Raw genomic sequence first — 20,400 nt, 5'->3', positions numbered from 1 at the left:
AGATACATAAACGCTATGTATCTCCCTCTTACTTTTTTATGAATCATTCCAATAAATATGAAAGTATATTTAAGATTGTAGTAACTTAGAAACCATTTGCGGAATTTGATTTGCTTGTGAAACCATACTAAGCGCAACTTCAGTTAACAATTTAAACTTTAAAAAATCGCTCATTTCCTGCGCCATATCCGCATCTTCAATTCGAGATGCAGCATCTGTTAGGGCCATACTTTGGCTATTTAAATTTTCAATATTAAACTGTAAACGATTCATCATAGCCCCAAGATCAGCACGATGAAGTGATACATTTTGTAAAGCCTCTTCAATTTTACGAATCGCCGCCCTTGCTTCTTGCTCAGTTGAAATCTTGATGTCATGTTGTGTAGGGGAAGGGGGAATATGTTTCGTGATATCTACGGTATGGCCGATATCGTCTAATGTAACAGGATGGTTTTGACCATCAAATACGGATAAATCATTAAACTCAGTTGTCTCACCAATATAGCCAATTTGTTCTGTTAAAGATTGAAACTCTTTGTTCAGCGAATCACGGTTTTTATTTGAATTTGTACCGTTCGCAGATTGAACAGCTAAATCACGCATACGTTGCAAAATATTTGTAACAGTTTGAAGAGCAGCTCCCGATGTACGAAGCATCGATATCGCATCTTCATTATTACGAATCGCAACGCGCATACCACTCACTCTCGCATGCATACGAGTCACAATTGCAATGTTCGCCGGATTATCAGAAGCAGCATTTAACTTCTTACCAGTCGCCAAATGATCCATCGCAACATTCATACGCTTCTCATTCTCATACAACGACTGCCTAGCATTCATACTCAAAACATTCGTACCAATACGCATAATGGACACTCCTTATAGATTCATATATGGTCTTAAAGTCAATAAATGGCTATAAAAAGAAAAAGGGAATTATGCTTAGCTCCTATTATGTTTAAACATGAGAGGGGATAGAGATAGGAACTGACCGCTTCTACACATCGCGGATTCTCTCTTCCACCTAAAAAAAGATAGGTTTTACAAATAATTCATTTATATAGAAAAAATGAACCACTCCGCAAGCAGAGTGGTTCATTCATGAAACTAACTCAAATGGCTTATTGTAATAATTTAGAAACCATTTGAGGAGTTTGGTTTGCTTGAGAAAGCATGCTGATACCAGCTTCGTTCAAGATTTTGAACTTAGTCATTTCAGACATTTCTTTCGCCATGTCAGCGTCTTCGATTTGAGAAGCAGCTGAAGCCATAGAAGAAGATTGGCTCTTCAGGTTGTTTACGTTAAAGTCAAGACGGTTTAATGTAGCACCTAGAGTTGCACGGTTAGATGCAATGTCTTTTAGTGCTGTATCGATAGACGCGATTGCACCAGAAGCATCAGCTTTAAGATCTGAAGTTTCCAGTTTTGTTAATTTAGCAAATTCTTTACCTAATGCTTGTGCTGCAGCTTCTGCTCCAGTATCATCTGCTTTAGTATAGTCTGCAAGTTTTTCTTCAATTTTCTTTACATCGTCTGCAGACATGAAAGATTTAACCTTGTCAAATTCTTTCATAGTTTTAGTTACCTCTGGATCAAGTGCTGCTTTGTCAGTTCCTGTCTTTGTTCCAAGATTAGTAAATGCTAGTGTAGTTGCCTCATATGTTGCTTTGTTAACTTTATCAGTTCCGATAGATAAAGTATCAAGTTTTAATTCTTTAGTGGATACATTAGATAAGTTAATGTTAATTTGTTTACTTGTATCAGCGTTATCTAATGTTTGAATTGCGATTTCTGTATTTGAACCATCTAATAATTTTTTGTCATTGAACTCAGTGTTTGTAGAAATATAATTGATTTGCTCTTTTAATGCATCAAATTCTTTGTTTAATGCAGCTTGGTTTTCATTAGTATTTGTACCATTTGCAGATTGGTTTGCAAGGTCACGCATACGAAGTAAGATGTTAGATACTGAGTTCATTGCTGAATCAGCTGTACGGATTAATGAAATACCGTCTTGTGTGTTGTTAGCTGCAACTCCTAATCCGCTTTCACGAGCACGCATACGAGTTGCGATAGCAAGACCTGCTGCATCGTCAGAAGCGTTGTTGATACGTTTACCGCTTGATAAACGGTCCATAGCGTTACTCATTTTTGCTTGGTTTTGGCGCATGTACTCTTGAGTACGCATGCTGTTAATATTTGTATTGATTCTCATGTTAAGAACCCCCATTTTTTTATATTGACTTTTCTGCAAATTGAAAAACGGTAATATGCGAAAAAATCGATTTCGAGATTTATTGTAATCCTTGCTACAACGGGTGTCAACTAAAAATTCGAATTAATGAATATAAAAAAATAACAGTTTAACAATCTATTCATTTTTTTATTAAAATATTATTAAAAGGATTATTGCAAACTTTTTAAAAAAACTCTAATATTAGATTATCTTTGTTTACCGAAAAGGTGATATTATGGTAGTTGGAAATATAGTAAAAGAAGTTCTTGCATATAAAAAAGGACAATTTCAGGAGAAGTTAAGTAGTCCGCAAGCATTCGTTAGTAGCCGTTTTCAAGATCAATTGCAGAGTGAACCTGCGAAGGAGTCGAAAGTTGCTAAAGAGCCGGCAAAAGTAGAGGATATGAGTCAGCCGGTACAATCTACGAAAATAGAAACGGTTGTTAATAAACCGGAAGAATCTATTAATAGAGTAGAGGAAGCGAGTAAGCCTGAGGAGACGGAGAAAGCTGAAACGAAGAAAGTAGATGAAGTGCATGTCGCACAAAAAGAGTTTGAACGACGTTTCCCAGAAACGAAAAATGAGCCTGCTGATACGTGGGGATTAACGAAGAAGTATAATATTCAAAAAATACGTTCTTCCAATGAAGGTAAGTATGAGGATATTATTGATCGCGCTAGTCATACATACGGAATTCCGAAAACGTTAATTCAAAAAATGATTGAAGTGGAGTCTAATTTTAATCCGAAAACGGTGTCACATGCAGGGGCGATGGGGCTTATGCAACTTATGCCAGCGAATGTGAAAGAGATGGGTATAAAAAATCCATTTTCACCAGCTGAAAGTATTGAGGGCGGTGTGAAAGAGTTGAGCGGTTATTTAAAGAAAAATAACGGTGATCTCGTATTGGCGCTTGCTTCTTATAATGCTGGCCCTGGTAATGTGAGAAAGTACGGAGGCGTACCACCATTTAAAGAAACGCAAGGATATATTAAAAAAATATTAAATATCGACGTTTCAAAATAAGAAATTTCATATATAGAGAGAACATGAAATTTTCGTGAACATGATATGGGAGTTGGCTAGATTTGAAATTACAAGATGATATTCCGTTAACAATTTATTTTGAAATCGGAAATACGAAAAAGAAAATTGAAGATCTGCTTCATATTACGAAAGGTACATTGTATCGTCTTGAAAATTCAACGAAAAATACGGTGCGTCTTATGCTTGAGAATGAAGAGATTGGAACCGGAAAGATTTTGACGAAGAATGGGAAAATGTACGTTGAAATCGTTGAATTGAAAAGGTAGGGAAGGGGATTGTCATGAGTGGCGAAAAATTAAGCCAAGAGCAAATTGATGCCCTGCTGAAGGCGGTGAATGAAGGCGAGGAAATGCCAGCTTTCGCACAAGAAGCAGGGAAGCAAGATAAATTTCAAGAGTATGATTTTAATAGACCAGAGAAGTTTGGTGTTGAACATTTACGTAGTTTGCAGGCGATTGCGTCTACATTTGGAAAGCAGACGTCACAGACGTTGTCAGCTCGTATGCGTATTCCAATTGAACTAGAGCCTTCAACGGTTGAGCAAGTTCCATTTACGAGTGAGTATGTAGAGAAAATGCCGAAAGATTATTATTTATATTGCGTGATAGATCTCGGTTTACCAGAGCTTGGAGAAATTGTTATTGAGATTGATTTAGCGTTCGTTATATATATTCATGAATGCTGGCTTGGCGGAGATAGTAAGCGTAACTTTACGATGCGTAGACCGTTAACGGCGTTTGAATTTTTAACGCTTGATAATATATTCTTGCTTCTTTGTAAAAATTTAGAGCAATCATTTGAAAGCGTTGTTGCGATTGAACCGAAGTTTGTAACGACGGAGACAGATCCGAATGCGCTAAAGATTACTACAGCGAGCGATATTATTTCATTACTGAACGTAAATATGAAAACAGAGTTTTGGAATACGACGGTTCGTATTGGAATTCCGTTCTTATCTGTTGAAGAAATTATGGATAAGTTAACGTCTGAAAATATTGTCGAACATTCTTCGGATAAGCGTAAAAAGTATACGTCTGAAGTAGAAGTGAAAGTAAATCAAGTGTACAAACCTGTTCACGTTGCGATTGGTGAGCAAAAGATGACGATTGGTGAGATTGAGAAAATTGAAGAAGGCGATATTATTCCGCTTCATACGAAAGTTTCAGATCAACTACGTGGTTATGTAGATGGGAAACATAAATTTAATTGTTTTATCGGGAAAGATGGAACGCGTAAGGCGCTCCTATTTAAAAGTTTTATAGAGTAGGAGGATCCATATGAAGCATGAAGTATCTCCTGTGTCATTAATGGGATTAGAAGAATTTGCAGGGAAGCGAAATGAAGCAGGTAAAGCACATATTGATACCGTTTCGGATATTTCGATTGAACTTGGTGTAAAGCTTGGGAAGTCATCGATTCAGCTTGGCGATGTGAAACAATTAAAAGTTGGCGATGTTCTTGAAGTAGAGAAAAATTTAGGTCATAAAGTAGATGTATATTTAAGTGATATGAAGGTCGGTATTGGTGAAGCTATAGTAATGGACGAGAAGTTTGGCATTATTATTTCTGAAATTGAAGCTGACAAGAAACACGCGGCGCTTATGAAGGCGCAAAATCAAATGCAAGATAAAGAGTAGAGGAGGAGTCATATGTCGTATATGACGACCTTATTTCAAGTCGTTTTACTGTTTGGTGCGCTCGGCTATGGTGCATATTATATGACGAAAAAGACGCGCAAACAGCAGTTTTTTAAGCAAGGTGAAAATGGCCATATTCAAGTAAAAGACGGTGTATATTTAAATCATCAAACGAGTGCTTTTTTATTTGAAGTGGATGGCAAGCAAGTATTCACTGTTATTAGTAATAATGGTGTGCAGTCTGTGCAATTAACAGGAACAGGAAATCAGTTTCAACAAGCGCTAGAAGACGCGGTGAAGAGTGAAACGAAAAAAGTAGAGGATCCATCATGAGAATAAAGAAACAGTTATCGTTATTTGCCGTTATTTTCGCATTTTCTATTATTTTTTCATTTGTTTTTGTAAATCCAGCGTATGCAGCCCCGAACGGCTTTATTAATTTCGAAAATGGAAAAGAGTTTACGAGTAATTCAAGTGTACAACTATTCGCGCTCGTTACCCTTCTATCATTATCTTCTTCTATCGTTCTTTTATTTACGCATTTTACTTATTTTATGATTGTTCTTGGGATTACTCGTCAAGGGCTTGGGGTTATGAATTTACCACCGAACCAAGTGCTAGTTGGACTCGCATTATTTTTATCGCTGTTTACAATGCAGCCAGTGCTTGGTCAATTAAAGAGTGATGTGTGGGACCCGATGACGAAAGAAAAAATAACAGTAAGTCAAGCTGCGGAGACGACAGCTCCGATTATGAAAGATTATATGTCGAAGCATACGTATAAGCACGATTTGAAAATGATGCTGAAAGTGCGCGGAGAAGAGTTGCCGAAAGATTTAAAGGATCTTTCATTGTTTACGCTTGTGCCATCCTTTACGTTAACACAAATTCAAAAAGGTTTACTTACAGGGATGTTCATTTATTTAGCGTTTGTATTTATTGATTTAATTATTAGTACACTTTTAATGTACCTTGGGATGATGATGGTACCGCCGATGATTTTAAGTTTACCATTTAAAATACTCGTTTTCGTATATTTAGGTGGATATACAAAAATCGTCGATATTATGTTTAAAACAGTCGCCTGAAGCGTTTGATGCTATGTGATAGGAGTCATATAAATGAATACGTCACCAATTATAGATATTTTCCAAACCTTTTTTTATAAAGGGGTTATGATTTTAATGCCGATTGCCGTTGTAAGTATGATTGTCGTTATTATTATCGCCGTTATTATGGCGATGATGCAAATTCAAGAGCAAACGCTGACGTTTTTACCGAAAATGGCGAGTATTGTGCTCGTTATTATCATTTTAGGTCCGTGGATGTTTCAAGAGTTAACGATGCTTATTTTAGATTTATTTGATAAAATCCCATCGCTATTGCGTTCGTACTAAGATAGGTGAACTGAAATGAATATGGAATTATGGGCGGCGACGTTTTTTGCGTTTTGTCGCATTACTTCATTTTTATATTTTCTACCGTTTTTCTCAGGGCGATCAATTCCGGCGATGGCAAAGGTTACATTTGGACTCGCTCTATCGATTACAGTGGCAGATCAAGTGGATGTCTCTCACATAAAGACAGTTTGGGATGTAGCAGCTTATGCAGGAACGCAAATTGTAATTGGATTATCACTTTCAAAAATTGTAGAGATGCTGTGGAACATTCCGAAAATGGCAGGGCATATTTTAGACTTTGATATCGGTTTATCGCAGGCGAGTTTATTTGATGTAAATGCAGGGTCACAGTCTACTTTACTATCAACAATTTTTGATATATTTTTTCTTATTATTTTTATTTCACTGGGCGGCATTAACTATTTCGTTGCCACGATTTTAAAGTCGTTTCAATATACAGAGGCGATTTCAAAATTGTTGACGACTAGTTTTTTAGATAGTCTACTCGCAACGTTATTATTTGCAATTACATCAGCGGTTGAAATTGCTTTGCCACTTATGGGCAGTCTATTCATTATTAATTTCGTCCTTATTTTAATTGCAAAAAATGCACCACAATTAAACGTTTTTATGAATGCGTACGTAATTAAAATAACGTGTGGTATTTTGTTTATTGCGATGAGTGTACCGATGCTCGGTTATGTGTTTAAAAATATGACAGACGTATTACTGGAAGAGTATACGAAACTATTTAACTTTTTCTTAACGAAGTAGGGGGACGCGCATGGCAAAGGATAATAAAACAGAAAAGGCCACCCCGCAGAAGCGTAAAAAATCGCGTGAAGAAGGGAATATCGCCCGGAGTAAAGATTTAAATAATTTATTTTCCATTCTTGTATTAGCAGTTGTCGTTTACTTTTTCGGAGATTGGCTCGGTTATGAAATCGCACATTCCGTAGCGGTACTGTTTAATCAAATTGGAAAAAATACAGATTCGACCGAGTATTTTTATTTAATGGGCATATTACTTCTGAAAGTATCGGCTCCTATATTAATACTTGTATATGCTTTTCATTTGTTCAATTATATGATTCAAGTTGGTTTCTTATTTTCTTCTAAAGTACTTAAGCCGAAAGCATCACGTATTAATCCGAAAAACTATTTTACGAGATTGTTTAGTCGTAAAAGTTTAGTAGATATTTTGAAATCACTATTTTATATGGGATTAATCGGTTACGTTTCGTACGTTCTCTTTAAAAAGAATTTAGAGAAGATTGTTAGTATGATTGGATTTAACTGGACAGCGTCACTTACTGAAATTATTAGCCAAATTAAATTTATCTTTTTAGCCATTTTAATTATTTTAATCATTCTTTCTATTATTGATTTCATTTATCAAAAATGGGAGTACGAACAAGATATTAAGATGAAAAAAGAAGAAGTGAAAAGGGAGCATAAAGATAATGAAGGGGACCCGCAAGTAAAGGGGAAACGAAAAAACTTTATGCATGCCATCTTGCAAGGGACAATTGCGAAGAAGATGGATGGCGCAACGTTTATTGTGAACAACCCGACGCACATTTCAGTTGTGCTTCGTTACAATAAACAAGTTGATGCAGCGCCTATTGTCGTTGCAAAAGGGGAAGATGAGCTCGCATTATATATACGAACGCTTGCCCGTGAACAAGAAATACCAATGGTAGAGAACCGTCCGCTCGCTCGTTCTTTATATTATCAAGTCGAGGAAGATGAGACGATTCCAGAAGATTTATATGTAGCTGTAATTGAAGTTATGCGCTATTTAATTCAAACGAAAGAACTTGAAGTATAATAGCGCGTTTGGAGGGGATCTCTTTGTTTAAGATGGATTCTGCAAGAACCTATTTTTCTATCTTTTTAGCAGCGTCATTCGTTGTGGCGCTCTTAATTCCACTTCCACCATTTATACTTGATATCGTTATCGTTTTTCTACTAAGTATGTCAGTGCTTATTTATATGCGAGCTACAAGTATTAACGAGTGGGATGAATTAAAGTCATTTCCGACGATGTTGTTATTAATCGGGATTTTCCGCGTATCGATTAACGTTTCGACGACGCGAGCGATTTTAACAGACGGAAATGCGGGTCATGTTATTGAAGAGTTCGGCCAGTTCGTAATTGGCGGGAACTTATTAATTGGTATCGTTATTTTTATAGTATTAATCATATTCCAGTTTATCGTTGCAAACGGTGCGTCTCGTACAGCTGAAGTAGCAGCTCGTTTTACACTTGATTCTTTACCAGGGAAACAAATGTCTATCGATGCTGACTTGAATCAGCGTCTTATTACAGAAAAAGATGCACAGGCGAAACGAAAAAAATTAAATATGGAAACAGAGTTTTACGGAGCGATGGATGGTGCCGGAAAGTTCATTAAAGGGGACGTTATTTTCGGGATTGTCATTTTATTCGTAAACATTATTTTCGGCTTAATTGTTGGTATAATGCAGCAAGGAATGAGCTTTGCAGATGCGGCTATTCACTATACACTGTTAACTGTCGGTGACGGAATTGTAAACCAAATCGGTTCGTTAATGCTTGCGATTTCAACAGGTATTATCGTAACGCGTGTATTTGACGGTTCAGCAGATACAGTAACTGAAGGAATCTTTAAAGAGTTATTAGCGCATGAAGTTGTTGTATATGCACTCGGTGGTTTATTTATCGCAATGGGTGTTTTTACACCGCTACCATTTTTACCATTTGCTCTCGTTGGAGGCACGATTATTTTCTTAGGAGTTCGTAATAAAAAGCGAATAAAGAAAGAAAAAGAAGACGAGCTTCAAAAAGAATTAGAAATGATTCAAGGCGATGAAGAGCAACTGCAACAAGTGGAAGATTCATTCGGAGTTTTTACAGATAAATATCCAATTATTGTAGAGCTCGGTTTAGATTTAGCGGCACTTGTAAAGCAGAAAATTAACGGGGAAACAGCTCGTGATAAAGTTGTTCTAATGAGGAAATCAATTATTACCGACCTTGGTATTAACGTTCCTGGAATTAACTTTAAAGATAATACGAGTTTTAGACCGCGCGGACGTTACATTATTCGTATTAAAGGTGCGAAAGCTGCTGAAGGTGTTTTAAAATCAGGTTATTTACTAGCACTGAAAACACCGAACGTAATGGCTGATTTAGATGCAGAACCAGCGAAAGATCCAATTTTTGGTGAAGATGGATATTGGATTTTGGAGCATATGGTACAAGATGCACAAATGAAAGGGTATCAAGTGTTAGAGCCGCTTAGCATATTAATTACGCATTTAGATGTTGTCGTTAGACGTAACCTTCATGAGTTAATTCAGCGTCAACATGTAAAAGACTTGATTCACTCGCTTGAAACAGATAATGGCGTTTTATTAGAAGAAATTAAAAAGAAAGAAATCGATTTATCACTCGTTCAAAATGTTATTAAACAATTGCTAAAAGAAGGAATTTCAATCCGTGATTTACCAACGATTATTGAAGGTATTATTGACGGGAAAGAAATTTATCAAAACCATGTTGATGGTGTCACTGCATTTGTACGTGAATGTATTTCAAAAGTTATTTGTGAGAGTGCGAAAAATCCTGATGGGAAAATTTATGCAGCACTTTTCGCTGATTCGCTTGAGTTAGATGCAGATGTTGTTAATAATTCATACCAAGGTTATTTATTAAACTGGGATTTAGATTTAGAAACGCGTGTAGTAGAACAAGTACAGCGCGTTTTCAAACAAGCTCGTTTAATGGGACGAGAGCCAGTATTATTAACGCGTAGAAAAGATTTCAGGTTTGCGATTGTGAGACTTCTTGAACGTTATCAAATAGAAGCTAAAGTATTATGTATTAGTGAATTAGCACCAGAAATTGTTGTAGATCAAATTGCTTATATTGAATAGTAGGAGGTGAAGTAATGGAAAGTACAGAAAAAAAAGAAGCGTTAATGCGAATAAAAGCAGCTTCGAAAAATGAATTGTATCGAAAATTATTTGACCAATATGGTACAGATTATTACTACGTTGTCGATGAAAGTGTAAAACGAAATATCCCGTTTTTTTGGAAAAAGAATTATGAAATGTTAGTCGCTTTTCCTGAAGGTAAACAGGATGAAAATAGCGAAGGAACAACTCAATTTCATGAACAATTAATGGATGTTGTAGGTGAATCTTCAGAAGAAATCGTGAAGGTGAATGGAATTCAATCTGTCTTGCACAATTTAGAAAACGTAACGACTTCTATGTCATACGCAGCGATGCAAACAGGCAATAGTGAAGAATGGGCAAGAAAAAAAGAGAAACTATTACAACTGTTTGAAAAAGGTATTGTCGTTGTGAAACGTACGGAGGAGACGAAAGTAGCTAAAAAACAGCCTGTTGTGAAACAAGCTATTCCTGTAAAGAAAGAAGAAGTAGTTATAAAAAAAGAAAAACAGGAATCTGTACCATTTATTATTCAAAAAGTAATTCGGATGTTAGAACAAAACGATGTGGAACAATATTTCATTCATGCATATGCTGAAAAATTAAAAGTGAAGTTTGAGAATGCAACGATGATTACAGAAGAAGGAGTCATCGGATACATATTGGAAGATATGAGATCTCATTTCAATACTGAAAACGTCTTTGAAAAAGAGGTACAAACAATTGCATTAATCGGTCCAACTGGCGTTGGAAAAACGACGACACTTGCGAAAATGGCGTGGCAGTTTCATGCTAAGAGAAAAACAGTTGGTTTTATTACGACGGACCACTCTCGCATTGGAACAGTGCAGCAATTACAAGATTACGTAAAAACAATTGGGTCAGAAGTAATAGCTGTGCGAGATGAAGCAGCTATGACAAGGGCGCTCACTTATTTTAAAGAAGAAGCACGCGTCGATTATATATTAATAGATACAGCAGGGAAGAATTATCGTACGTCAGAAACGGTTGAAGAAATGATTGAAACGATGGGACAAGTAGAGCCAGATTATATTTGTTTAACATTATCAGCTTCTATGAAAAGTAAAGATATGATTGAAATCATTACGAACTTTAAAGATATTCATATTGATGGTATCGTGTTTACGAAATTTGATGAAACAGCGAGCAGCGGTGAATTGTTGAAAATTCCAGCTGTATCATCAGCTCCAATTGTATTAATGACAGACGGACAAGACGTGAAGCAACATATACATATCGCTACAGCTGAACATTTAGCAAAACAAATGTTACAAACATCGTAAGAAAAGAGGTGAAGAATAAGGCGCTTGCCTTATTCAAACGAGTATGAACGGTCTTTATATAGGCTCTATGGGTATGATGAATTACATGCAGCATATTAATGTTCATTCGAATAACGTCGCAAATGCCCAAACGACAGGATTTAAAGCAGAAAACATGACGTCTAAAGTATTTGATGTGCAAGACACATATCGCCGCGGAGACGGATCGGCGACAAATATCGGCTCGGTCGATTACGCTGTCGTACCAGCTGCGACGCATGTGAACTTAGTACAAGGAAATGTACAAATGACAAATAGTGCTACAGATTTCTTTTTAGACGACGGTGCGGCTGGCACATCATCATTTTTCGTTACATCTAAAAATGATGAAACATTTTTAACGAGAGACGGTAGTTTTACATTAAATAGTGATCGTTATTTACAAACATCTGCAGGTGCTTATGTTATGGATGTAAATAATGAACGTATTCGTATTCCTGAAAATGTTGATTTCTTCGTATCTAATAATGGAGAAATTTATAGAGAAATTAACGAAGGAACGCTGCAAGATCCAGATATTAAGAGAATAGTAATTGCACAATTGCAAACGAAAACAGTAGACGCAGAAGCGAACGCTCGCCTCATGCAACGTGAAAATAAAAGTTTTACACTAGCAGAAGGTAACCTCGCTGATTTACCGAATGGAACAGGGGCAGTACGTAATCATATGCTAGAAAATTCAAATGTGGATATGACGAAAGAAATGGCTGACCTTATGACGAATCAAAAAATGATTCAAGCATCGCAACGCATCATGACTTCGTTTGATAAAATTTATGAAAAAGAAGCGAATGAAATATTGAGATAAAGGACTTCCCATTAGTGGGAGTCTTTTTTTGTTGCTTTTATTTCAGTAACATCATAAAATGATAATGATTATCGATATCATTATCATTATTGTTATTCTTTAAAAAGAATGGACGTTGTGATTGTATCAGTCTTTGGTTAACTAGGTGAATTAAAATAAGGGTAATTAACTGTTACGATTTATTTAACCAATTATAACTAAAGGTAATTAAATATATCAGTAAGCCCTGCTAGTCAAGTGATTGGCTAGTAGTGAGGGTTAACTGCGGGCAATCCCTAAAGCTGATTGAACTACAACGTGGCTAGAAATAGCGAGCGTGAATGTCGCGAAAGCAGAAAAAATCAATCAGATCGTGCACGGTTAAATCCTAAACACTAGAATAATGGGTCTTCCGCATCGAATCGTCTAAGTCAAAATTGATAAGATGAACGTTCAACGACTATCTCGTATAACTGACGAGAGTACATCACAAGCCTATGGTGATGGAAAAATCCTCTATCTCTAAAGAGATAAACATATAGTCTGCGCTCATGTGAAAACATGAGAAGTTCATAAGAGAACTGGCTAAGGAATTGCGCCCTTAGTTGAACGAGATAAATTTAATTAAATCTATCAAACTTCATTGAATCTATCGAATGTATGTACTATTGCGGATTCAATGAGGTGAGAATAATAATGAAATTTTTACGAGTTAGTCAAGTATCAGAATTAACAGGTTTGCATCCGAGTAGTCTCAGGAGAATGCACCAAAGTGGTGAATTAGTGCCTGAAAAGATTACTGCTGGCAAAACACGCTATTATTCAGAAGAACAAATCATTCATTATCTAAAAGGTGAGCGACCGAATAACCGCATCATAATTGGCTATTGTAGAGTTAGTTCTTCGAGTCAAAAAAATGACCTAGAAAGACAAGTCGATAGAATGAAGCAATATCTCATCGCACGAGGTTATCAATTTGAAATTATTGAAGATATTGGCTCTGGGATCAATTATAAGAAAAAAGGCTTTAACAAGTTAATGGAACGCATTGAGAACAATGAGGTTGAAAAAGTTGTTATCATGCACAAAGATAGGCTTGTGAGGTTCGGTTATGAGTTGGTTGAAAAGATCTGTCAACTACACGGAACAGCGATTGAAGTAATTGACAATACTGCTAAAACAGAAGAACAGGAGGTCGTAGAAGACCTTGTTCAAATCATTACAGTATTTAGTTGTAAACTTCAAGGCAAGCGCTCTAAAAAGACTAAACAGATAATCAAGGAGTTGACTTCTGATGATATTGGCGAAGAAAGTCAGACTGATTCCAACGCCTGAACAAGAAAAAGTGCTGAGAAACCATGCTGGAGCTTCAAGATTCGCTTATAACTATTGTAAAAGAATGAGTGATAGATACTATAAGCTATTTGGAAAATCTGTTTCACAGTTAGCTTTACAGAAACGATTTACAAAGATCAAGAAGCGAAAGCGATATGAGTGGTTAAAAGACATCAACGCACAAGTTCCCAAACAGGCTTCAAAAGATTTTGACAAGGCGAGAAAAAATTCGTTCGAAAAGTACAAAAATGGCTATCACACTTCTTATAAAACCAAAAAGATTTAATCCAAGGATTTTATGCCAATTATGAAAGACTGATTATAGGAAAGAAAGTAGTTGATATTCAGTCCATTGGAGAAGTGAAAACAAGCCAACAACTACCAAGAAACAAAAAACCATCAAATCCAAGAGTTACATTTGATGGTCGTCACTGGTGGATTAGTGTAGGGTTCAAAGAAGAATTCGAACCGCAAGAACTAACCAATGAGTCGATTGGTGTGGATGTTGGTTTAAAAGAGTTATTTGTAGCTTCTAATGGTACGAAAGAACGAAATATAAACAAAGATGCTAAGGTTAAAAAACTTTTGAAAAGGAAAAAGTTAGCGCAAAGAGATATGTCTAGGAGATTTAAAAAAGGTGTGAAATTTCAATCTGCCGGATATGAAAAAGCTAAAACTGAGCACCTGCGGTTATCTAGGAAAATTACGAATATCCGAAATAACCATATCCATCAAGCAACAGCTAAATTGGTGAAAACCAAACCAATGAGGATTGTTGTGGAAGACTTACCTATCTCAAACCTGTTAAAAAACAAAAAACTATCGAAAGCATTTTCATTTCAAAAATTAAACTTCTTCTTTCAATGTTTATCATACAAGTGTGAGAAGTACGGCATTGAATATGTAAAAGCTGATAAATGGTTCGCTTCAAGCAAGATTTGCTCAAATTGTGGAGTTAAATACGACCATTCAGTTCAACCAGAAGGACAGTGGAGTTTAAAAATACGTGAGTGGTGTTGTGTTGGGTGCAATAGCCATCACGATAGGGATTTAAATGCTTCGATAAATTTATCAAGATGGGTAAAATAAATGCTTGATAATAGGAGGTAACGATACTACCTCGTGTGGAGTGTTATACCCCTCGTCCCTTCGGGGTTGCGAGAACACGATGAAGCACTAACTTGTGTAAATTTGATTGAATTGTATAGATTTAGTTAAGTTTATCGTATCGGGAAGGTGTGTACATATGTCTACAAAAAAACAGCTTTGCATTGGACTATGTTTGATTTCTAGAAAGAAAGAACAAGAGAGTATGTTTAATTCAGGGATAGATGAACAAGTAGAGTTAGCAAAACAAGCAGAAAAATCGAAGTTAGATTTTGTTTTTAAAGCTGACTATTTAGTAGCGCATCCCGATTTAATTGCTCGTAATAAGGGGAATGTAATTTTAGATCCGACATTATTGTTTACTGCTATTGCGTATGCAACAGAAAAGATTGGAGTCGTTACGACCGCTTCAACATCATTTTATCCACCATATATACTAGCGAGGCAACTACAATCTTTAAATTGGATTAGTAACGGCCGAGTAGGATGGAACATTGTCACATCAATTGATGGTGCTGAAAACTTTGGTGAGGCAGGGATGCCACCATCTGAGGAACGATACGCAAAAGCCGCAGAATGTACAGAGTTAGTAAGAAAACTTTGGAGGAGTCATCCTTATGAAGTTTTGAAAGAAGACAACGCAGATGTAATTAGAGAGATGGTACAGCCAATTGAGCATCGTGGTGAGCATTTTGAGGTGAAAGGTCCACTTAATATCCCGCAACATATTTCTGGGGAAATGCCTTTATTTCAAGCGGGTGCTTCAGAGTCTGGCCGGAATTTCGCTGCTTCTGTTGCGGATGCGATTTTTGCCGCAATGCCAGATGTAGAATCAGGAATCGAACTTCGTCAAGATTTAAGAAGAAGAGCAGAAAAGCATGGCCGAAAGCAAGATGATATACGTGTATTGCCTGGTTTATATTTCTTTATTGGTGATTCATATGAAGAAGCACTAGAAATGCACAGACAAGCTCATCAACATCTAACAAAAGAGAAGAGATACGCTTTACTCGAAATGGTTCTCGGATTAGATGTTAGAGGGATGCCATTAGAAAGTAAGGTTACTGAACATATGCTACCAAGTAGAAATCAAGCTGTACGTAGTAAAACGCATGCCGAATTATTACGGAATTTCATCATAAAAAATGAACCAACTGTTGAGCAAATACTAGAACGACCAGAAGTTGTTGGTTCTGCTCATTGGGTCGCTATAGGCACACCACAAGATGTTTGTAAGCAAATTATAGAAAGATTTGAAGCAGGGGCACTAGATGGATTTATTGCAATTCCAGGCGGTCCTCCAAAATCATTGGATTTATTCTTTAGTGAAGTCATTCCTTTATTCGTGAGAGCAGGTGTATTTAGAGAAGAGTATACAGGTTCAACCTTGCGTGAACATTTGGAGGGTAATATATCAAATGCTCTACAGTTGAAATAATTCATTATGCACAAAAAGCCTTTAAAAAGAAGGCTTTTTATTTCGAGTTAAAATTCAGAATTGTCAGTTGACTTGTGGAGGCTTCTTTTTTATATTAGTAGGTATAACAATAACTACTAATGGAAAATGAGATCGTCATTTTGAAATTAGAGCTATATAAATTGTGAGGGGTTACCGATGGATGAAATAATAAAGGAGTTACAAAAGTTAGGTTTTTCCCAGTATGAATGTAAAGCGTATATTGGACTATTAAAACATTATCCAGTAACAGGTTATGAAGTTAGTAAACAAACAGGAGTACCCCGTTCAATGATTTATGAAGTACTTGGCAAGTTGATGGATAAAGGAGCGGTGCATATCGTTCCTTCTGAACCAGTGAAATATGTACCAGTGCCAGCTACGGAATTAATGGATCGAATGCGAAAAGATTTTGAAAAGTCCTTTGAATTTTTAGACCGAAAATTAAATTGTTTAGAACAAGAGCGACAAATTGATGTAATTTCGCATATTCGCTCAAATGATCGTGTTTTGAAAGAAATATGCAATATAATTAATAGAGCAAAAGAAGAGTTATGGATTTCTGTATGGGAAAATCAAGTGCACGAGATTGAGCCGTTCATTCATCAAAAGGAAGCGGAAGGCGTACATATTTTTTCAATTTTATTTGGTGCTCCAGAAACAAAAATAGGAGCGACATTTCACCATAATTATATGACACCTCACGTCGTTGAAAAGAGAATGGGTGGTCATTTAACTGTTATCGCGCGTGATGGGGAAGAAGTATTAATTGCTAATTTTTCAAATGATAGCACTTCATGGGCCGTTACAACGTATGATCCAGCTTTAGTTCTCGTCGCTACAGAATATGTTCGGCACGACATTATGGTGGAGGAGATTACGAAGGAGTTTGGAGCTGATAAATTAGATACATTATGGCGTGAAAACATAGATTTAGTTCATGTCGTAACAGGAAAACGTACTATGGAAGAAATGGAGGGAGATAATGGTGAATAAAGCTCAAGCACATATGACACTGCAGAGCGATGATTCATTTCAGCAAGGTGTAAAGGATTGTTTACCAACTGTATTTGGATATTTGAGCATCGGTATAGCGGCTGGTGTTATTGCGAAAACAGCAGGTTTCTCGATCATAGAAATTGCTTTTATGTCCACATTAATTTACGCAGGTTCTGCTCAGTTTATATTAGCGGGTATGTATGCAGCGGGTGCCCCAGCCTCGGCAATTATTTTTACTGTGTTCTTTGTTAATTTACGTCACTTATTAATGAGTGCTGCACTCGCACCTTACTTCACCAAGATACCTCTTTTTAAAAATTTAATAATTGGTTCGCAAATTACAGATGAAACTTTCGGCGTTGCAGTGCAACAAGCAGCACAAAAAGGCCATTTAGGCGAGAAATGGATGATGGGACTTAATGTAACAGCATATTTAAATTGGATTTTAGCTACAGTTCTCGGAGGACTTTTTGGAGAGTGGATACCAGATCCTCATACGTACGGAATGGATTATGCGTTACCAGCGATGTTTATCGGATTATTTGTACTTCAGCTAATAAGTAGTAAACCGAAACTAGCCATTCATCTAAGTGTTGCAATTGTAGCAATTATTATCGCATACGTTTCACACTTATTTATGCCAGATAGTATAGCAGTTATTATCGCGACGCTGTTAGCTGCGACAATCGGGGTGGTGATTGAAAAATGGAAGTAAGATTGGACGTATTATTCCTTTTACTAGCAGCAGGAGCTGTCACACTCGTACCACGTATTTTACCTCTTCTCGTATTTAGTAAACTACAAATTCCAGACTGGGGTTTAAAATGGTTAAATTACATACCAATTGCGATATTAGCAGCACTTTTAGCACAAGTATTATTTATGCATAAGACAGTGCAGTGGGATTATATCATTGCGGCAATTCCTACATTTTTCGTAGCGATATATACTCGTAGTTTATTAGGAACAGTATTAACAGGAGTCATTGTAATTATTTTGTTACGTTTATTTTTCTAAAAAGGATTCAGCTCATATAATAGCGAAAGGTGTAATAACATGAAATATATAGGGGTGGTGTTATGATACTTTTAACGATAGGAGCAATATTGTTAACGTTGTTTATTTTTTTTATTATCGGTTTTATTACGTTTATGATGTTTGTTGATAAGGCGACACCTCAAATTTATTATACACCTTGTGAAACTATGACAATAAAATCTAAAGGTAAAAATAGAAGGAAGAAAAGTTGATGTTGGGCTTTTCTTCCTTCTATTTTTACATTCCCGAAAGAACTAACAACAATAATCCAAATAGAAAACTAATAAAGTGAAACTTTAATCAGTGGGGGGTTGTTTATCCCCCACTGATTATTAGCCTTCACCAATCGGGCGTTTACGGGCAGTTAATCTCTCACCTAACTTCTTTGCTTCAGCCGAATTTTGAGGTGGGAGTTTTACTGCCCGTTAATGCGGGATAAAAGAAAGAAAACCGATAGATATGGAAAAAACACGATTGTTTTTCCATTCGCGTGTGAAAACGATTAAACCTAAAACGCAAAGGAAAAACCAAATGGGTAGGAATATAAATTGACTAACTTTCTCAGGTAGTAATGAATAAAAATTTGTTAAATATAATATCCAATTCGCAAAGAATAGAGTGCATACGATAAATGATTGTAAGTGTGGTCGGTTTAGAAAAGTTCCTTTTTTAACCGTCATAAAAATGAGAGCTATTGCTGAAATGAAGGGAATTATTAGGAATATGCGTAAAAGTAATGTAAGTGACATATAAAACTCCTTTATCATATTGTTTGCGTAAGAAACGAATCTATTAGGTTGTATGCTTGCTTTGTAGAGTGCTCGTTATATTTTTCAGTGTACGGATTTAAAAATCCATGTTCACCGTGTAGTTGATTTATTTCTAATAAAGGATTATTTTGTTGCTGCAATGTTTGGATTAAAGAGGATACTGAAAAACTAGCTTCTTGTTCAGGGAAAATAAGTAATGTAGCACATGTAGGTTTAATGTGAACATAGTCACGTATACGGGAACCATAACATCCAATGATAAAATCTATTCTAGGATTGTTATTACATAGCCATGAGATGGTAGCTCCAACGCTAAAGCCAATAAGTCCAATATGTGTGTAACTATTGGAAAGGCAAGTAATGAATTCTTCAATTTGCTCTTTTCCATTATCAAATCCAATATGGTTCATAAAATGTTGATATGCTTTTTCTTCATCACTATAATGAAATGCACTTTGTAATTGTAGAAGGTTAGGACAGAATACATCTATATGAGATGTAGTGAAGTGGTCTATAACACGATGCATATGATCATTCACACCGTATATTTCATGAACAACAACGAGAGCTAGTTTTTTCTTCATAGTTACAATGTGCCTCTATGAAACTTATATTCTTTCTCAACAAGGCAGATGCGCAGGTGGAAATTTTCATACCATTGCTCACGGCCTCTTTTTTTCGCTTCTTTATGTAAGGCGTTCCTTTTCCAATTTTCAATTGCTTCAAGTGACTCCCAATAAGAAATTGTAATTCCGAGTCCGGAATTATCACGTGCACTTTCGACACCTAAAAATCCAGGTTGCTGTTTCGCAAGGTCTTCCATTTTTTCAGCAACGGTACTATAGTCTGTTGTATCATTTGATAGGTTAGAAGTGAATATAACTGCATAATAGGGCTTGTTTTTTTCTAAATCATATTTCATTATTTTCCCCCCTTAATGTATAGTGCGAATAATTAATTCATAGTTTGTATTTTAGCAGGTTAAAAAAAGAAGTAGAAGATTCTTATTTTTTTTAGGTGTTGTAAAACAGAGGATAGAAGGGATTTATATTAAGTAATCTAAAGTAAGAAAAATGCCACTTCAAAATCGAAGTGGCATTTTTTATATTTCCTCTAAGCTATTAACTGGAACCGTTAATTCGCGTTTTGGATTTGTTACTTCATATATGCGGGCGGTTTCGTTGCTTTCATCGACGTGTTGAATCATAACAGGCATGCCTTGAAAACTGACATTGGCTTCTTCAGATGACTCGGAAAGCTCTTTTGCGCGTTGTATATTCATTTATATTCCTCCCATC

Annotated in this window: 24 protein-coding genes and 1 pseudogene; 19 read left to right on the top strand and 6 right to left on the bottom strand. The window is 36.2% G+C overall.

What is annotated here, in order from left to right; all coding sequences use genetic code 11:
* Positions 1-69: 69 nt before the first annotated feature.
* Both NSS74_RS15395 and NSS74_RS15390 read right to left on the bottom strand, forming a co-directional pair.
* Positions 70-870, bottom strand: coding sequence for a flagellin N-terminal helical domain-containing protein (locus NSS74_RS15395; RefSeq protein ID WP_340813906.1), 801 nt, complete (start codon positions 868-870; stop codon positions 70-72).
* 254 nt (positions 871-1,124) lie between these two features.
* On the bottom strand, positions 1,125-2,219 hold the full coding sequence (locus NSS74_RS15390) for a flagellin N-terminal helical domain-containing protein (protein ID WP_340814223.1): 1,095 nt from the start codon (positions 2,217-2,219) through the stop codon (positions 1,125-1,127).
* A gap of 256 nt (positions 2,220-2,475) precedes the next feature.
* On the opposite strand from NSS74_RS15390, the gene NSS74_RS15385 reads away from it, so the two are divergent.
* From NSS74_RS15385 to NSS74_RS15295, 19 genes and pseudogenes are all read left to right on the top strand, one after another.
* Positions 2,476-3,267, top strand: coding sequence for a lytic transglycosylase domain-containing protein (locus tag NSS74_RS15385; protein ID WP_340813905.1), 792 nt, complete (start codon positions 2,476-2,478; stop codon positions 3,265-3,267).
* Positions 3,268-3,329: 62 nt separating this feature from the next.
* Positions 3,330-3,554, top strand: a complete 225-nt coding sequence (locus NSS74_RS15380) for a flagellar motor switch protein FliN (protein ID WP_000775712.1) — start codon at positions 3,330-3,332, stop codon at positions 3,552-3,554.
* 14 nt (positions 3,555-3,568) lie between these two features.
* Entirely contained in the window at positions 3,569-4,555 is a 987-nt protein-coding gene (fliM, locus tag NSS74_RS15375; RefSeq protein ID WP_002141147.1) for a flagellar motor switch protein FliM, read from the top strand.
* 10 nt (positions 4,556-4,565) lie between these two features.
* The gene (gene fliN / locus NSS74_RS15370) at positions 4,566-4,925 is read left to right on the top strand and encodes a flagellar motor switch protein FliN (RefSeq protein WP_002064660.1); all 360 of its coding nucleotides are present in this window, start codon (positions 4,566-4,568) and stop codon (positions 4,923-4,925) included.
* Between the two features lie 12 nt (positions 4,926-4,937).
* Positions 4,938-5,258 (top strand): hypothetical protein, encoded by a 321-nt coding sequence (locus tag NSS74_RS15365; protein ID WP_000121176.1) that lies wholly within the window; start codon positions 4,938-4,940, stop codon positions 5,256-5,258.
* Entirely contained in the window at positions 5,255-6,013 is a 759-nt protein-coding gene (locus tag NSS74_RS15360; RefSeq protein ID WP_002126633.1) for a flagellar type III secretion system pore protein FliP, read from the top strand. The genes NSS74_RS15365 and NSS74_RS15360 overlap by 4 nt, the downstream gene beginning before the upstream one ends.
* Positions 6,014-6,046: 33 nt before the next feature.
* Entirely contained in the window at positions 6,047-6,322 is a 276-nt protein-coding gene (locus NSS74_RS15355; protein ID WP_002011993.1) for a flagellar biosynthetic protein FliQ, read from the top strand.
* A gap of 15 nt (positions 6,323-6,337) precedes the next feature.
* Positions 6,338-7,099, top strand: coding sequence for a flagellar biosynthetic protein FliR (locus NSS74_RS15350; RefSeq protein WP_001055697.1), 762 nt, complete (start codon positions 6,338-6,340; stop codon positions 7,097-7,099).
* A 10-nt stretch (positions 7,100-7,109) separates the two neighbouring features.
* Entirely contained in the window at positions 7,110-8,156 is a 1,047-nt protein-coding gene (gene flhB, locus NSS74_RS15345; protein ID WP_002141149.1) for a flagellar type III secretion system protein FlhB, read from the top strand.
* Positions 8,157-8,179: 23 nt separating this feature from the next.
* Positions 8,180-10,246 carry a flagellar biosynthesis protein FlhA gene (gene flhA / locus NSS74_RS15340; RefSeq protein WP_159146415.1) on the top strand — a complete coding sequence of 689 codons (2,067 nt, stop codon included), beginning with the start codon at positions 8,180-8,182 and terminating at the stop codon, positions 10,244-10,246.
* 14 nt (positions 10,247-10,260) lie between these two features.
* Positions 10,261-11,571 (top strand): flagellar biosynthesis protein FlhF, encoded by a 1,311-nt coding sequence (flhF, locus tag NSS74_RS15335; RefSeq protein ID WP_159146416.1) that lies wholly within the window; start codon positions 10,261-10,263, stop codon positions 11,569-11,571.
* A gap of 43 nt (positions 11,572-11,614) precedes the next feature.
* Positions 11,615-12,418, top strand: coding sequence for a flagellar basal-body rod protein FlgG (locus NSS74_RS15330; RefSeq protein WP_033715343.1), 804 nt, complete (start codon positions 11,615-11,617; stop codon positions 12,416-12,418).
* 675 nt (positions 12,419-13,093) lie between these two features.
* The gene (locus NSS74_RS15325) at positions 13,094-13,732 is read left to right on the top strand and encodes an IS607 family transposase (protein ID WP_016103084.1); all 639 of its coding nucleotides are present in this window, start codon (positions 13,094-13,096) and stop codon (positions 13,730-13,732) included.
* A pseudogene (locus tag NSS74_RS15320) lies at positions 13,692-14,821 on the top strand (RNA-guided endonuclease InsQ/TnpB family protein). Before NSS74_RS15325 ends, NSS74_RS15320 begins: the two are co-directional and overlap by 41 nt.
* A gap of 157 nt (positions 14,822-14,978) precedes the next feature.
* Positions 14,979-16,277, top strand: a complete 1,299-nt coding sequence (locus NSS74_RS15315; RefSeq protein WP_159146418.1) for an NtaA/DmoA family FMN-dependent monooxygenase — start codon at positions 14,979-14,981, stop codon at positions 16,275-16,277.
* A 177-nt stretch (positions 16,278-16,454) separates the two neighbouring features.
* The gene (locus NSS74_RS15310) at positions 16,455-17,291 is read left to right on the top strand and encodes a TrmB family transcriptional regulator (RefSeq protein WP_002189088.1); all 837 of its coding nucleotides are present in this window, start codon (positions 16,455-16,457) and stop codon (positions 17,289-17,291) included.
* The gene (locus NSS74_RS15305; protein ID WP_002126646.1) at positions 17,281-18,009 is read left to right on the top strand and encodes an AzlC family ABC transporter permease; all 729 of its coding nucleotides are present in this window, start codon (positions 17,281-17,283) and stop codon (positions 18,007-18,009) included. Before NSS74_RS15310 ends, NSS74_RS15305 begins: the two co-directional genes overlap by 11 nt.
* Entirely contained in the window at positions 18,000-18,311 is a 312-nt protein-coding gene (locus NSS74_RS15300) for an AzlD domain-containing protein (protein ID WP_159146419.1), read from the top strand. The genes NSS74_RS15305 and NSS74_RS15300 overlap by 10 nt, the downstream gene beginning before the upstream one ends.
* Positions 18,312-18,373: 62 nt before the next feature.
* On the top strand, positions 18,374-18,544 hold the full coding sequence (locus tag NSS74_RS15295) for a DUF3951 domain-containing protein (RefSeq protein WP_002011981.1): 171 nt from the start codon (positions 18,374-18,376) through the stop codon (positions 18,542-18,544).
* Positions 18,545-18,757: 213 nt separating this feature from the next.
* Here the strand turns inward: NSS74_RS15295 and NSS74_RS15290 are convergent, their stop codons facing one another.
* From NSS74_RS15290 to NSS74_RS15275, 4 genes are all read right to left on the bottom strand, one after another.
* Positions 18,758-19,081: a hypothetical protein gene (locus NSS74_RS15290; protein ID WP_215588910.1), complete on the bottom strand. Its 324-nt coding sequence runs from the start codon at positions 19,079-19,081 to the stop codon at positions 18,758-18,760.
* 14 nt (positions 19,082-19,095) lie between these two features.
* The gene (locus NSS74_RS15285; protein ID WP_002086433.1) at positions 19,096-19,686 is read right to left on the bottom strand and encodes a dienelactone hydrolase family protein; all 591 of its coding nucleotides are present in this window, start codon (positions 19,684-19,686) and stop codon (positions 19,096-19,098) included.
* Between the two features lie 2 nt (positions 19,687-19,688).
* Complete coding sequence (locus tag NSS74_RS15280; protein ID WP_098636150.1) at positions 19,689-20,024, bottom strand: antibiotic biosynthesis monooxygenase family protein; 336 nt, start codon at positions 20,022-20,024, stop codon at positions 19,689-19,691.
* Positions 20,025-20,204: 180 nt separating this feature from the next.
* Entirely contained in the window at positions 20,205-20,384 is a 180-nt protein-coding gene (locus NSS74_RS15275; protein ID WP_001025736.1) for an H-type small acid-soluble spore protein, read from the bottom strand.
* Between the last annotated feature and the right edge of the window lie 16 nt (positions 20,385-20,400).

It is taken from the genome of Bacillus sp. FSL E2-8868 (genome assembly GCF_038005505.1).
Lineage (GTDB): Bacteria > Bacillota > Bacilli > Bacillales > Bacillaceae_G > Bacillus_A > Bacillus_A mycoides.
The sequence above is the reverse complement of the archived record's forward strand: the minus strand, read 5'-3'. Positions and strand labels throughout refer to the sequence as shown.

Coding starts and splice junctions, on each gene's coding strand:
- fliM (WP_002141147.1), top strand. CDS start 3,569: ATGAGTGGCGAAAAATTAAGCCAAGAGCAAATTGATGCCCTGCTGAAG.
- NSS74_RS15385 (WP_340813905.1), top strand. CDS start 2,476: ATGGTAGTTGGAAATATAGTAAAAGAAGTTCTTGCATATAAAAAAGGA.
- NSS74_RS15390 (WP_340814223.1), bottom strand. CDS start 2,219: ATGAGAATCAATACAAATATTAACAGCATGCGTACTCAAGAGTACATG.
- NSS74_RS15395 (WP_340813906.1), bottom strand. CDS start 870: ATGCGTATTGGTACGAATGTTTTGAGTATGAATGCTAGGCAGTCGTTG.
- NSS74_RS15355 (WP_002011993.1), top strand. CDS start 6,047: ATGAATACGTCACCAATTATAGATATTTTCCAAACCTTTTTTTATAAA.
- NSS74_RS15290 (WP_215588910.1), bottom strand. CDS start 19,081: ATGTCACTTACATTACTTTTACGCATATTCCTAATAATTCCCTTCATT.
- NSS74_RS15325 (WP_016103084.1), top strand. CDS start 13,094: ATGAAATTTTTACGAGTTAGTCAAGTATCAGAATTAACAGGTTTGCAT.
- NSS74_RS15315 (WP_159146418.1), top strand. CDS start 14,979: ATGTCTACAAAAAAACAGCTTTGCATTGGACTATGTTTGATTTCTAGA.
- NSS74_RS15330 (WP_033715343.1), top strand. CDS start 11,615: ATGAACGGTCTTTATATAGGCTCTATGGGTATGATGAATTACATGCAG.
- NSS74_RS15295 (WP_002011981.1), top strand. CDS start 18,374: ATGATACTTTTAACGATAGGAGCAATATTGTTAACGTTGTTTATTTTT.
- flhF (WP_159146416.1), top strand. CDS start 10,261: ATGGAAAGTACAGAAAAAAAAGAAGCGTTAATGCGAATAAAAGCAGCT.
- NSS74_RS15280 (WP_098636150.1), bottom strand. CDS start 20,024: ATGAAATATGATTTAGAAAAAAACAAGCCCTATTATGCAGTTATATTC.
- NSS74_RS15365 (WP_000121176.1), top strand. CDS start 4,938: ATGTCGTATATGACGACCTTATTTCAAGTCGTTTTACTGTTTGGTGCG.
- NSS74_RS15300 (WP_159146419.1), top strand. CDS start 18,000: ATGGAAGTAAGATTGGACGTATTATTCCTTTTACTAGCAGCAGGAGCT.
- NSS74_RS15285 (WP_002086433.1), bottom strand. CDS start 19,686: ATGAAGAAAAAACTAGCTCTCGTTGTTGTTCATGAAATATACGGTGTG.
- flhB (WP_002141149.1), top strand. CDS start 7,110: ATGGCAAAGGATAATAAAACAGAAAAGGCCACCCCGCAGAAGCGTAAA.
- NSS74_RS15350 (WP_001055697.1), top strand. CDS start 6,338: ATGAATATGGAATTATGGGCGGCGACGTTTTTTGCGTTTTGTCGCATT.
- NSS74_RS15360 (WP_002126633.1), top strand. CDS start 5,255: ATGAGAATAAAGAAACAGTTATCGTTATTTGCCGTTATTTTCGCATTT.
- NSS74_RS15310 (WP_002189088.1), top strand. CDS start 16,455: ATGGATGAAATAATAAAGGAGTTACAAAAGTTAGGTTTTTCCCAGTAT.
- NSS74_RS15305 (WP_002126646.1), top strand. CDS start 17,281: ATGGTGAATAAAGCTCAAGCACATATGACACTGCAGAGCGATGATTCA.
- fliN (WP_002064660.1), top strand. CDS start 4,566: ATGAAGCATGAAGTATCTCCTGTGTCATTAATGGGATTAGAAGAATTT.
- NSS74_RS15275 (WP_001025736.1), bottom strand. CDS start 20,384: ATGAATATACAACGCGCAAAAGAGCTTTCCGAGTCATCTGAAGAAGCC.